This window comes from Clostridium sp. 001, assembly GCF_019056555.1.
Lineage (GTDB): Bacteria > Bacillota > Clostridia > Clostridiales > Clostridiaceae > Clostridium_B > Clostridium_B ragsdalei.
On sequence record NZ_CP020473.1, the window covers coordinates 1,099,562 to 1,113,225 of the forward strand.

The 13,664-nt window shown below is 30.0% G+C and carries 10 protein-coding genes; 2 read left to right on the forward strand and 8 right to left on the reverse strand.

The features are described 5' to 3' along the window. Positions 1 to 50 precede the first annotated feature (50 nt). The 4 genes from B5S50_RS04915 to B5S50_RS04930 all read right to left on the reverse strand — a co-directional run bounded on the left by B5S50_RS04915 (position 51) and on the right by B5S50_RS04930 (position 5,490). Entirely contained in the window at positions 51 to 971 is a 921-nt protein-coding gene (locus tag B5S50_RS04915; RefSeq protein ID WP_065077885.1) for a GH25 family lysozyme, read from the reverse strand. A 178-nt stretch (positions 972 to 1,149) separates the two neighbouring features. Beyond that, a complete protein-coding gene (locus tag B5S50_RS04920) occupies positions 1,150 to 1,512 on the reverse strand; it encodes a response regulator (RefSeq protein ID WP_065077886.1) in 363 nt (120 codons plus the stop codon). A 41-nt stretch (positions 1,513 to 1,553) separates the two neighbouring features. Beyond that, the gene (locus B5S50_RS04925) at positions 1,554 to 4,403 is read right to left on the reverse strand and encodes a response regulator (RefSeq protein ID WP_065077887.1); all 2,850 of its coding nucleotides are present in this window, start codon (positions 4,401 to 4,403) and stop codon (positions 1,554 to 1,556) included. 16 nt (positions 4,404 to 4,419) lie between these two features. Beyond that, on the reverse strand, positions 4,420 to 5,490 hold the full coding sequence (locus B5S50_RS04930; RefSeq protein WP_065077888.1) for an HD-GYP domain-containing protein: 1,071 nt from the start codon (positions 5,488 to 5,490) through the stop codon (positions 4,420 to 4,422). Between the two features lie 676 nt (positions 5,491 to 6,166). Between B5S50_RS04930 and B5S50_RS04935 the strand changes: the two genes are divergently transcribed. Further along, positions 6,167 to 6,811 carry a diphthine--ammonia ligase gene (locus tag B5S50_RS04935; protein ID WP_083985602.1) on the forward strand — a complete coding sequence of 215 codons (645 nt, stop codon included), beginning with the start codon at positions 6,167 to 6,169 and terminating at the stop codon, positions 6,809 to 6,811. Between the two features lie 66 nt (positions 6,812 to 6,877). Here the strand turns inward: B5S50_RS04935 and B5S50_RS04940 are convergent, their stop codons facing one another. After that, a complete protein-coding gene (locus B5S50_RS04940) occupies positions 6,878 to 7,720 on the reverse strand; it encodes a sensor histidine kinase KdpD (protein WP_254306711.1) in 843 nt (280 codons plus the stop codon). A 164-nt stretch (positions 7,721 to 7,884) separates the two neighbouring features. On the opposite strand from B5S50_RS04940, the gene B5S50_RS04945 reads away from it, so the two are divergent. Next, a complete protein-coding gene (locus tag B5S50_RS04945; RefSeq protein ID WP_217303260.1) occupies positions 7,885 to 9,273 on the forward strand; it encodes a transposase in 1,389 nt (462 codons plus the stop codon). On the opposite strand, the gene B5S50_RS04950 is transcribed toward B5S50_RS04945, so the two are convergent. From B5S50_RS04950 to B5S50_RS04960, 3 genes are read right to left on the reverse strand one after another with little or no spacing between them, the layout of a single operon-like run. After that, positions 9,247 to 11,844 carry an AAA family ATPase gene (locus tag B5S50_RS04950; RefSeq protein ID WP_217303261.1) on the reverse strand — a complete coding sequence of 866 codons (2,598 nt, stop codon included), beginning with the start codon at positions 11,842 to 11,844 and terminating at the stop codon, positions 9,247 to 9,249. The genes B5S50_RS04945 and B5S50_RS04950 overlap by 27 nt on opposite strands. Then, positions 11,823 to 12,263, reverse strand: a complete 441-nt coding sequence (locus B5S50_RS04955; protein WP_217303262.1) for a hypothetical protein — start codon at positions 12,261 to 12,263, stop codon at positions 11,823 to 11,825. The genes B5S50_RS04950 and B5S50_RS04955 overlap by 22 nt, the downstream gene beginning before the upstream one ends. A gap of 1 nt (position 12,264) precedes the next feature. Beyond that, positions 12,265 to 13,653 carry a transposase gene (locus B5S50_RS04960; protein ID WP_217302540.1) on the reverse strand — a complete coding sequence of 463 codons (1,389 nt, stop codon included), beginning with the start codon at positions 13,651 to 13,653 and terminating at the stop codon, positions 12,265 to 12,267. Positions 13,654 to 13,664: the final 11 nt, after the last annotated feature.

Genomic DNA, 13,664 nt, shown 5'->3' on the forward strand with positions numbered 1-13,664 from the left:
ATATACGTATAAAACATTTGGGGTGCACCTCATTTTACAGCTTACTTAGCCTAGTTATTCAAAAATATACTCCATGTGTCTGGACCTAAAATACCATCTGTAGCTTTTCTCCAATTATTCTGGAGATTAGTTATAGCTTGAAAAGTAGCTTCATCATAAACCATAGGAGTATAGGAATTTTTCTTTAAATAGCCATATTGTTCAAGTTTCTGCTGTATCCACAGCACTACATGAGATTTATGACCTTTAACAATGATATTTTGTATTCCCTTTAGTGCCGCAGTAGTGGCAGGTCCTGCAATCCCATCTACAGCTAATTTTGCACTATAATCTAAATTCAGGTTATACTGAAGAGCTTTTATCTGCTGCACAAGAGTATTAGGCTTAGCAGGCGATACATTTCCAGTAAATATATCCTCTATAAAATAGTCTAAATCCACATATCCCACAGCTCCATTTAATTTCCCAGTTTCTGAATACTGCCATGAAGCATTATCTGGATATAGGGAAGGCTGCCTACCATAACTTGCAATCCAAAGTGGAACATCTGGAATATTACCCTGCAGATAATCTTTATAAAATGCGTATCCGGAATATACTCCTATCTTGCGGCCTTGTGACTGTACATATTTAATAAACGCATTTGCAAAATTAATAGCATTGCTCCTGCTCCAATTTTCCTCTCCCTCTATATCCAGCCACAGAACAGTATCACTTTCTAATCCTGAGATAGTTTTTAGAAAATGCTTTGCTTCCGCTGTCGGATCATTGCCATTTGCGTAATGATAAAATCCCAGTTTAAGTCCTGCCTGTTTAATTCTTGGATATCTATAATTTAATAGACTATCTACATGCGATAGACCTTGTGTTGCTTTTTGAATTACTACAGAAATACCATCTGTATTTTTAATAACATTCCAGTCTGAAATATTATCTCCTTCATATACGTCTATCCCATTCATTACCTTCATAAATCATTCCTCCTATTGTATTTTTAAATACTTAGGACAAAAGGAGTCTAGTAACTTGTTATGCCAATGCCCCCATTTTAGTGTATTCATGAAGCTTTTAATTTGTTAAAAATAAAAAGAGTTCTATCCCCTTGGCGCATATCATTTATCCAATACGGTCACTATGTATTCATTAAATTTATTTATATTCTTCTAATGTCTTCAATAAAGTTTCAGTATGAAAAGGCTTCCTAATATAGCCACTAGCTCCTAGTTTTATACATTCATCTTTCACTTCTTCATGACCTACTGCTGACATAATAAGTACAACTGCATTAGGGTCAATTTTCATTATATCAGTTAGGACTTCAACACCATCCATCCTAACCTCAGACATATTCAAATCTAAAAGCACAATATCTGGTTTTTCAAGCTTGAACAGCTCTACTGCTTCCTGTTTATTTGATGCGCCAAATATACTTTGGAAACCTCCCTTTTCAATAATCTTTTTTACGAACATCCTCATATACGATGAATTATCAACTATTAATACCTTTTTCATATTAAAAACTCCTTTATATTCCTAATTTTTAAAGACCCTCTTTAATGAAGCAAATCTTTTATTTTAGCAAAAAATCTAGCACATTCATCTATTTCATGTTTTAAAGCTGCCTGCTCTAATTTTATTGCTAATTCATGAATAGAAAGTATTCCTAGGGTTCCAGAAGAACCCTTTAACTCGTGAGTTGTCCAAGCCAATTTATCAAAATCATTACCATCAATAGCCTTGCTGATACCTGACAATAAATCAGGTAAACATCTTATATATTCTTCAAGTATTTCTTTTGCATCATCTTTTCCAAGTCCTGTAGTTTTTACAAAGCAGTCAATATTATCGTCTATTATTTTATTATAATTATCTACACTCTCCCTCTTTTTAGTATTAGCTTCTATCATCTCAAACATCTTATCAAAATTAATAGGCTTACTAATATAATCGTCCATTCCAGCTTTAATACACTTTTCTGAGTCACCATCCATGGCATTAGCAGTCATTGCTATAATTGTAGTATGCTTTTTGTCTCCTTCTAACATCCTTATCTTAGATGTACACTCATACCCATCCATTACCGGCATCTGACAGTCCATAAAAACAACATCATAATCTTTTTGTAACATTGCTTTTAATGCTTCACTACCATTCACCGCCACATCACAAGTCATATCATGTGATTTAAGCATAGTTATAACAATTTTACGATTCATTTTATTATCTTCAACCAATAAAATTCTTGGTTCTAATGCATTTTGAACTTCTTTAACTACATGTTTCGTTATAACCTGATGTCCTTCTCCATCTTCTTTTTTAAGGCCCAGTGCTATAGCAATACAAGCAAGTAAGTCATCTCTTCTGACAGGTTTACTCAAATATGATGAAAAACCATATTCTTTCGCAGCCTCAGCATCTCCCTTTTGAGTTATATTAGTTAGAAGTATTAATTTAATATCCTTTGAAAAAGGTATTGTTTTTAACGTATTAGCAAGTTCATAACCACTCATATCATTCATTTGACAATCTATGATAGCAATATTTATTTTGTTTTTTGTATTTGCATTTGAAAGAATTGTGGTAATGGCACTACTTCCGTCTTCAACTTCAAACACTTTAAGACCAGTTTCTTGAAGATATGAATTAATAATTTTCCTGTTATTCACATCATCATTAACAATTAAAATATTCATACCATCAAGCTTTTCAAACGCAAATTTCTGCTCTGAGGCCCTTTTTACAATCTTCAATCTCACATCAAACTTAAATATAGACCCTTCTCCAAGTATACTTTCAACGTGAATTTCACCGCCCATCATTTTTACCAGTTCACTAGATATGGCAAGCCCCAGCCCTGTTCCTCCATACTTTCTAGTTGTAGAAGTATCTGCTTGACTAAAAGATTTAAATATCTTATCAATATGATCCTTACGAATTCCGATTCCAGTATCTTTTACTTCAAAGTTAAGTACAGCTGTTTCATTTTCTTCCTTTAAACAATCAACTGTAACAGAAATTTCACCCTTATCAGTAAATTTTACTGCATTACTTATAAGATTATTTAATATCTGTCTAAGCCTTGATGGATCACCAACAACCTCTTCAGGAACACCTGCTCTAATCATGGTATAAAGTTCAAGTCCTTTTTCTATTGCCTTAGGGACAAGTAATGAAACCGCATCTTCAATAGTATTCCTTAAATTAAATCTAATCTTTTCCATGGTTAGTTTTTTAGCTTCAATCTTTGAAAGATCCAATATATCATTAATAATATACAATAATACCTTTGAAGCAGATTTTGCTTCACGTATAAAGTCTTTTTGTTCTAAAGACAAATTAGTTGATTGAAGCAAATCGAGGAATCCAAATATTCCATTCATTGGAGTTCTTATTTCATGAGACATATTTGCAAGAAATTGACTCTTTGCAATATTTGCTGCTTCGGCTTGTTCTTTTGCCTTGTATAACTCTCTTTCTGCTAATCTCTGCTCTGTGATATCCTCAGCAGTACAAATAAGATACTTGATATTACCTGTCTTATCCTTCTGGGGCTTACTTTTAATTTGAAGCAGTCTATTTTCACCTTTGAAGTTTTTAATCTCAATCTCTTTTTGTGCCGGCTCACTTTTTTGAAATAACTCCCAATTACTTGCAGAAAGTTTATTTGCAGTATCTATATCAAATATATCGTATAAATCCTGATATTCTAAATCACTTTTCTTCTTTCCAAAAAACCTTGCATGGGCTTCATTAACAGCTGCGTAAAAAGTAACATTACTTAATGCCCATATTTGTGATTCAGAATTATTAAGTAAAATTGCCTGCCCTCTAAGAGTTTTTTTATATGTTTTTTCCTTTACAATTCTTGCTCTCGTATGTGAAAAAGCCTTTGAAATGTCTATTAATATTTCAATTTGATCCTCTTTCCACGTCATAGGCTTTGACAAACTTTCATAACCTATAAATCCAATTAACTTATTTTCGTTTTTTAATGAAACTATAAGAGAAGTTTTGATTCCTTCCTCTAAAAAAGCCTCTTTTTCAAATACTGCTTCATCAGGAAATTCTTCCACATTATTCACTACAACAAAATCCTTATTCTTAATCTGGCGAATCAGCCACGGAAAAGCATAAACTACCTCTTCCTCCTCAATCTCTCTTTTTGGTTTTATACCTTTCTTATTCCATTGACTTTCTATTTGCATAAAAGTAGGATCTTTAGAAAAGTAATAGATAAAAATTCTATCCAAATCAAAAAATAAGCCTATTTCCTCTAATGACTTTTTTAACTCAATCTGATAATTATCACTATTTACATCTAAAAATTTCTGAAAAGTATTATGAATTAATTTCAGAAAACCATTGGAATGGCTACCATTTGGGTAATTGCCTTCACCTTTCATAAAATCCCCCCTAAATTTAAAGCTCACAGGTTTTTGTAATAAAAAGAGTTAATTCTTTTAATAAATCAATTTCATAAGGTTCTAAAAGTAAATTTCCAGCTTTATCATATATAACTTTTACCACAGGTCTCATTGGCATTGAATTGTTTTGCTTTACTACTAAGCCCTTTTCATTTGAACTTAAAATAACTCCACTTCCTGTGGGGAAAGCAGCTATATTCATAGTGAACTTTCTTACCATTTCTGCATCAAAATAAGTATTACTCATACCAACAAGATATTCAATGACCTCATTGACACTTTTACTTTGCAAACCATTTCTACCTGATATCATATTATCAAATACGTCACATATGGACACCATCTTTGCAATTTTGTTTATTTCATCGCCTTGTAATTTTAAAGGGTATCCACTGCCATCACTTCTTTCATGATGCATTAATGCAACTACCTTCACTGATGCATTCCAAATATACTGCGATCCTAAAAAATCATAGCCGACCTTTGGATGCATTAATGTAATGTATTTGTCTAATTCTTCCTTAGTCTTAAAATTATCTAAAAGTTTCCTATCATTCATAATTTTTATCTTACCTATATCATGAAGCAGAGCACCTGTAGCTATGTCTTTAAGCTTCATTACACTGTATCCCATATGAGTTCCTATTATTGTAGCTAATACGCAAACATTTACCGAATGGGAATATATATTGTTATCACTTGCACTTATTTCTGCAACATTTATCAAAACCTCTTTATTCGATACTACATCCTCAATCACTGAGTTTACTGAATTCATAATACTACTATTATCAGTTTTTCCTTCTCGACAATATGTTCCAATCATTTCCCTAACAGCATGTTTACTCATTTGCCTTGTCTTTTGAGAAACGCTTTCCTCAATAATCACATTTTTCGATATATCATCATCAATATATACACAATTAATTCCAATTTCTTTAATTCTTTTAATATAATAAGGTTTTAATCTTACTCCAACGTTAAGCAAAACTCTACCAAATTCATCATAAATTTGCCTTCCAAGGATTTCATCCCCCTTCAGGCTGGAGACACTAATAACTCTCATCTCTACCTCCAAATGAAATAATTAATTTTTTGCTGAGCAATTAAAAGTCCTTTTTTTAAATACTTCTACAATAAAAATACAGCATATTTTTACATATTAAATCAAAAAAGAATCACTATTTGCAACGATTATTATTTAAATATCTTAGCACATTCCTAAGCTTTTTACTACATATTAGAATCCATTATTCCACTTGCAATATTTAACAAACTCATACTACCTATTTTAAATATAGAAATAGTCTTATATAAGATAATACCATATTATTGAATATGTATAATATTTTTAGTTGTCAAAAAAGTTGCTTCTTTAAATCTTGCTACCTCTGCAAGTGACATTATTATAATCATTGTACTTTCAAAAATCTTTTTGCTCATTTCATAGTATGTATAATTTAATTATTATGAAAAATATTCAATAAGTTATATAGCTACTATTGATAATTAGTTAAAACTTCAATATTTAATGTACATTTCCATACTTGAAAAATACTTGTACAAAGTTATGTTGTAAAGTGCTATAATAATTATGTTGAAATTCTAAAAAAATATTTGAAAGGTTTGTTAAGACCAAAAGGAACTTTGGAATATAACTTTATCTAATAGAAAAAACCTTAAGGTATTCAAAAATTCATTAAAAGCCTATATAATTAATAATTGAAGAGAAGGTGAAAGATTTGAAATTTGCAATGTCTTATAGTTTTGGAAAAGATTCTGCTCTTGCCATGTATAAAATGATTGAAGCGGGACACGAGCCTATCTGTCTTATCACTGCGATAAATGAAAGGGATGGTAGATCGTGGTTCCACGGCATATCACAAAATATAGCGGAGAAAAGTGCCGACTCAATCGGTTTACCGATTATAAAAGCCAGTTCTACTGGAAGACAGAAATATGTTGAGGCTTTTACAAATGCTTTGCTACAAGCTAAAACCCTTGGTGCTGAGGTGTGCGTCTTTGGTGATATAGATATAGCGGAGCATTTGGAATGGAATAAGAACGTTTGTAATGCCGCAGAACTTGAATGCATTACTCCACTTTGGGGAACTTCCAGAGAAACGTTAGTTAAAGAAGAAATTGAATCTGGCATTACTGCTGTTATTAAAGTTGTTGACCATAAGTATCTTGATGATGAATTCTTAGGCAGAGAACTCACGACTGAACTTGTGGATAAAATAAGACAAACCGGAGCTGATGTTTGTGGCGAAAACGGCGAATATCATACTCTTGTAACTTATGCACCGTTTTATAAAGCTCCTGTGCCTATACATCTTGGAGAAATCGTGCAAATTGACGGCTATGGAGCAATAGATATTCTTTGATTAACTAAATAGATTTTAATACATAAGCAGTTCATCACTTCATGGTGTAGAGCTGTTTTTTTTAACTTAATTCTCCTTTAGAAACTCTATCTCTATGCTTGTACCAACATTCAACTTACTTTTTACATTAATTTTCCCACCGTGTGCTTCTACTATTTGCTTTGCAATTGCCATTCCAAGGCCTGAACCTTTAACACTTACGGAACTACTAGTTCCTCTATAATACCTTTCAAAAAGCTTTTTCACTTCTTCCTCTGACATACCCTTTCCATTATCATCAATATTTATATATATTTTATCTTCCTTTTTTATAGAAACTCTTATTTCCGTATCTGGACTATTGTGAATTACTGAATTATAAACCAAATTAGTGAAAGCTCTCTTAAAAAGTGTATTGTCAAAATTAAAATCTACAATATCTTCTACACAGTTAAAAATAATACTTCTTTTTTCATATTTAGGATTATTCAATATACTTATAATTACTTCCTTTAATAAACGCACTAAATTTTGATTTTCACGATTTACAGGCAGCATTCCATTTTTCAATTGATAGGTAAAATTCAAATTTTCAACTATGCTCTCTAAATTTTCTGCATTTCTAAGTATTATTTTTCCATACTTTTTTGCATCCTGAGATGTAACATCATACTTAGGATCACTCAATATTTCCGCATAACCTTTTATTGGAGATAGTGGAGTTTTTAAATCATGTGAAATATTAGCTATCCATTCCTCTCTTAAAGTTTGATTATTTTTTCTTTCATCTTCGCTGGCTTTAAGTTTACTATCTAAAAGATTAAGGCTGTATTTTATATCCTTATACGTTCCTTTTTCCTTCATAGGAATATAATCATTTGAAGCAAGTCTTCTTATGCCTGATGTTATATTTAATAATGTACGATTCATCCATATGCCGTAAACTGCAGCAATAAGTATAAGTAATATAACTCAACTTTCGCACATAAAAATTAAGGGGAAAGCCTTGAGAATAAACACATAAAGCAAAGAAACATTCCTTTTGGTATAATAGAATTGCAAAAAACACCACACCAAGGAAAGGAATGTTTCTTATGAATACTATTATATCAAATGATACTAATGATAAACAATTTAATTTTACTATAAATAGATTTTTTAAAGACAACAAAATTGGACATATACTTAAGCAATGCAATTTTTCTAAAGAAAAAGGATTTCCATGTATTAAAATATTTCAATATATTTTTATGCTTGTTTTTACTGGAAAAAACTTATTTAGGAACTTGGAGTCTGGAAAAAATAATCAATTTTCAAAGGATACTGTATATAGATTTCTTAATTCACCAAACTTTAATTGGAGAAAGTTTTTGTTTTTACTTTCTTCATTAATCATAAAAAATATTATCGTACCACTTACTTCAAAAGATAGAGTTAATGTACTTGTAATTGATGATTCTTTATACAGTAGGTGCAGGAGCAAATCTGTTGAACTTCTTGCAAGAGTTCATGACCATGTTGAACATAAATATGTTAAAGGCTTTCGCCTTCTCACCCTTGGTTGGTCAGATGGCAATACTTTTTTACCTCTTGCTTTCACTCTGCTTTCTTCCGAAAAGGAGAAAAACAGACTTTGTCCTGAAAACCACAATATTGATAAAAGAACCAATGGTTCTAAGCTCCGTAAGGAGGCTGTTTTAAAGTCACCTGAGGTTATGATTAGTTTACTTCAACAAGTTTCAAAATATGCTATTCCTGCATCGTACGTTCTTTTTGACAGTTGGTTTACGTACCCAAAAACTCTTATACGGATTCTAGAACTCAAACTTAATACTATTGCCATGGTCAAAGCAATGCCAAGGGTTTACTACAATTATAACGGTAAGTTATTGAACCTTAAAAATCTCTATGCTAATTTAAGAAAAAAGCGTGGTAAGGCAAAAATTCTTTCTTCTGTTATTGTAGGTATTGGCTCTGACAAAAATGGTAATGAGGTAAAAGCAAAAATTGTATTTGTAAGAGATAGAAACAGAAGTAGAAAATGGCTTGCTTTAATTTCTACCAATATATCCTTAGATGACAATGAGATAATAAGAATTTACGGAAAACGCTGGTATATAGAGGTTTTCTTTAAAATGAACAAGTCTTTTCTAAAACTTGCTAAAGAGTTTCAGGGGCGTTCTTATGATTCCATGGTTTCACATACTTCTATAGTTTTTACCAGATACATTATGCTTACTTTAGAGAGCCGTAAGAATAATGACGTTAGAACTATTGGTGGTTTTTTTTATCAATGCTGTGATGAACTTCAAGATATCCAATTTTGTGAAGTAATGAATATTATTATAGATATTCTAAAAAGTGTATTAACTGAAAAACTTCTTCTTTCAAAGAACGTTATTGACTCAATAATAGATAGTTTTATTGCTGCTTTGCCTTGTTATATCAAGGAGAAATTAGTCTTTTTGTCCTGCGAAAGTTGAGTAATTTAAAATAAAAGACTGATTTTTTTCTGTCTCTTTTATACTAATCTCAAATTCTTTTATCATCTTTTCTATAGTATACAACGAGTTTGATATTTTTTCATAAATTTCTTCTGTACTCGATTTTTTATTTTTTTGATTCATTATCTCAATATTTTTACATTTTTTCCATAATTCATACCACTCTTCTAAGTTGTCATAAGAATAATCAATTAATCTATTTCTTTGAACATCTTCTTCTGTTATCCATTTAGACTTTTCATTTAGTTCACTTATTTCTTGCCTTATCTCTTTTTCTTTATTCTTTTCTTCAACTAACAGCTTCTCATTCTCAATCAATTCGCTTACTTTTTCATTAATATATTTTTCTATTTCTTCATTAAAATTTGTAATATAATTTTTAGTTTCTTTCTTTAATTTATCTAGTTCTCCTTCAATGTTTTTTGCTTGATTACATAACTCTTCAATTTTTCCTTTTTTATTTTTCATGCTAGCGTTTAATAGTTCTTCGTGATTAGTAAATTGTGTCTTACAAACAGGGCAATATTTTAATTTTTGGTTTGATATTAATTTCCTACATTTTAATATTATATCCTTTAGTTCTTTATCCATCTGCTCTTCCACTGTAATTGCTTGATTTATTTCATTCCACTTTTCCTTTTTTAAATTATAATCATCTATTTTTTTACATATATTAAGAAGTTTATTTCCTAAATAATCAGTATTTTTACTATTCACTAATCCCTTATAACTTTCTATATTTTCTAAAAGGACTTGAAAAGAAAATATCTTAAATTCTTTTACTTTTTCAATTGAATTTTTTTTATTATAGTTAACGTTTGTTAGGTGCTCTATATTTAAATTTAGTTTATCTAATCGTAAGTTGTATGATCTAATTTGGTTATTATAAGTTGCTATTTTTTTGATATTGTTACTAAGTTCTTTATAGTCTCTTTTTTCATTAATCTCTAATTGAAGTTGTTGTATTTTATTACTTCTAATTTGAATATCTTTCTTATACACCATTAACTGCTTTTGTTGTTCTTCTTGTAAAACTTTCAAATCATGCAAGTGTTTATTTGATTCATTATACTTTTTAGCACTAAAAAACCAAGTTTGTCCTAATTCAATAATATTTTTTAGACACTCCAAGCTTTTCCTACCCTGTTCTTTCTTAGCTCTTAATTCTTTTAATCTTTTTTCTAATTCCACCTTCTTTAAATATTTATTTGTTAGGCTTTCTAATTGTTTATATTTTTTCTCTATAGACTCTAAAACATTCTTTTGTAATGTTAATTCATCTAAATCTTGCTTAACATTATTATAAATATAAAAACTAATTTCTTTATTCTTAATATACTCCTCTTTATATTCAGCCTCATATCTTGCTATTTTATCAACTAACTTGCAATATCCTTTAGCATTGATTTTAGACACATCTGCAATATCAATATACTTTACTCCCGGAATACTATTATATTTTTTTAATTTTCTTAAGAAATCATTAATATACGTTTTCTCTTCTTCTAACTTTTTAAACTTGGTTGTCTTTTCTTTTAATTCTTTCTCTAAACTGGTTACCTTCTCTTCCTCTAATGAATAAACTTTATGAACTTCCTCAAATTTTTCTATATTTTTCCCTGATGTATCCCAAAAACTTCCCCACTCCTCATATCTCTTTTCCGGTGTTAATGAACCAACAAAATTATCTATCTTATGATGTGGTAATATTAAATCATTCCAATTGGGAAAATTAACATACTTCTCACCATTTATACTTTCCTTATCTAAATCACTATTATCATAATCTTGCTTTCTCCTACCTTTAATCTTCTTCACTTGTTTTTTAATCTTATCTCCATTATCAACTATAATTTCTACAAATGAATTCTGTTTCTTATCCATCTCTGTATTAGCAATTATATAACCCTTAAATTTAGAATTACTATTTTTCATTTTCTCTAACCTATCAATTTTCCCAGTTAGATTCCACTCAATAGCATCAAAAAAGCTCGTTTTCCCATAGCCATTTGGAGCAAAAATCACAACTAATTGAGCCCCTTTTCCACTTTTATCAGCTAAATCAAATTCTTTAAGCCCATAATAACTTCTAAAATTTTTAATTTTTACTTTTTGTATTCTTCCTATTTTAGTTAATGTTTCAGATTCATATGCGAATACAAACATTTTATTAGCCATTTTTTCAAGTTTTATATCCTGGCTCATTCCTTCTGAATAAGGAAAAACATATTTTTTAGAAGAATACTGATCGTTTTCCACTCTCTCTATCAACTTACTATGAACTTTACCATCCACAAAAAAGCAAATATAAAAATTGCTTCTTTCAAATACGTCATCTATTTCACATTGTAAGTATACAGCAACATTATTAACAATAATTTCCCAAAGTAATTCTAATTCAAACTGACTTTTCATATTCACTTCTATAACATGTGCCACTTGGGATTTTTCTTTGAATAATCTCCATTTGTAATAATATATATCAACATTATTGCATGCTTTTTTCAGTCCTGAACTTATCTCCGCCTCTATCCATCCATTTCCATACACCTTTTCATTACCTCCTCAAAAACATTTATAAGTTGACACATATTAATTTCATCATCATTCATATTAGCAAGTCCATCAATAAATTCATTTATATGTACAATACCATATTCTCTCTTTTTATTTTCACCATCCATTAAATAATATCCTTCTTTACATGCCTCACTAAAATTTTCTCCAATTATAGTATCTATACGTTGACTCATTTTTCTTTTTACAAGAATTCTTCGTTCTGGTATTTTGCTACTTTGCCAAATAATAATGCTTTTAGGTGGGAATATATTCTTTAATACTTTACTCTCAACAATAGACCTTACGACAGTTCCAATATCTGCCATGCCACTTCCTTCAGAACATATATATTCCACTCTTATGTTATCTTTCCATGAGTAGCTATTAATATCATCTTTATTTATATTCAACTCAACTTTCGCAGGACAAAAAGACTAATTTCTCCTTGATATAACAAGGCAAAGCAGCAATAAAACTATCTATTATTGAGTCAATAACGTTCTTTGAAAGAAGAAGTTTTTCAGTTAATACACTTTTTAGAATATCTATAATAATATTCATTACTTCACAAAATTGGATATCTTGAAGTTCATCACAGCATTGATAAAAAAAACCACCAATAGTTCTAACGTCATTATTCTTACGGCTCTCTAAAGTAAGCATAATGTATCTGGTAAAAACTATAGAAGTATGTGAAACCATGGAATCATAAGAACGCCCTTGAAACTCTTTAGCGAGTTTTAGAAAAGACTTGTTCATTTTAAAGAAAACCTCTATATCCCAGCGTTTTCCATAAATTCTTATTATCTCATTGTCATCTAAGGATATATTTGTAGAAATTAAAGCAAGCCATTTTCTACTTCTGTTTCTATCTCTTACAAATACAATTTTTGCTTTTACCTCATTACTATTTTTGTCAGAGCCAATACCTACAATAACAGAAGAAAGAATTTTTGCCTTACCACGCTTTTTTCTTAAATTAGCATAGAGATTTTTAAGGTTCAATAACTTACCGTTGTAATTGTAGTAAACCCTTGGCATTGCTTTGACCATAGCAATAGTATTAAGTTTGAGTTCTAAAATCTGTATAAGAGTTTTTGGGTACGTAAACCAACTGTCAAAAAGAACATATGATGCAGGAATAGCATATTTTGAAACTTGTTTAAGTAAACTAATCATAACCTCAGGTGACTTTAAAACAGCCTCCTTACGAAGTTTAGAACCATTGGTTCTTTTATCAATATTGTGGTTTTCAGGACAAAGTCTGTTTTTCTCCTTTTCGGAAGAAAGCAGAGTGAAAGCAAGAGGTAAAAAAGTATTGCCATCTGACCAACCAAGGGTGAGAAGGCGAAAGCCTTTGACATATTTATGTTCAACATGGTCATGAACTCTTGCAAGAAGTTCAACAGATTTGCTCCTGCACCTACTGTATAAAGAGTCATCAACTACAAGTACATTAACTCTATCTTTTGAAGTAAGTGGTACAATAATATTTTTTATGATTGATGAAGAAAGTAAAAACAAAAACTTTCTCCAATTAAAGTTTGGTGAATTAAGAAATCTATATACAGTATCCTTTGAAAATTGATTATTTTTTCCAGACTCCAAGTTTCTAAATAAGTTTTTTCCAGTAAAAACAAGCATAAAAATATATTGAAATATTTTAATACATGAAAATCCTTTTTCTTTAGAAAAATTGCATTGCCTAAGTATATGTCCAATTTTGTTGTCTTTAAAAAATCTATTTATAGTAAAATTAAATTGTTTATCAGTAGTATCATTTGATATAATAGTATTCATAAGAAACATTC

Bases quoted from the DNA above. Each gene is read 5' to 3' on its own strand.
- B5S50_RS04960 (WP_217302540.1), bottom strand. From the start codon at position 13,653: ATGAATACTATTATATCAAATGATACTACTGATAAACAATTTAATTTT.
- B5S50_RS04920 (WP_065077886.1), bottom strand. From the start codon at position 1,512: ATGAAAAAGGTATTAATAGTTGATAATTCATCGTATATGAGGATGTTC.
- B5S50_RS04940 (WP_254306711.1), bottom strand. From the start codon at position 7,720: ATGAATCGTACATTATTAAATATAACATCAGGCATAAGAAGACTTGCT.
- B5S50_RS04930 (WP_065077888.1), bottom strand. From the start codon at position 5,490: ATGAGAGTTATTAGTGTCTCCAGCCTGAAGGGGGATGAAATCCTTGGA.
- B5S50_RS04915 (WP_065077885.1), bottom strand. From the start codon at position 971: ATGAAGGTAATGAATGGGATAGACGTATATGAAGGAGATAATATTTCA.
- B5S50_RS04925 (WP_065077887.1), bottom strand. From the start codon at position 4,403: ATGAAAGGTGAAGGCAATTACCCAAATGGTAGCCATTCCAATGGTTTT.
- B5S50_RS04945 (WP_217303260.1), top strand. From the start codon at position 7,885: ATGAATACTATTATATCAAATGATACTAATGATAAACAATTTAATTTT.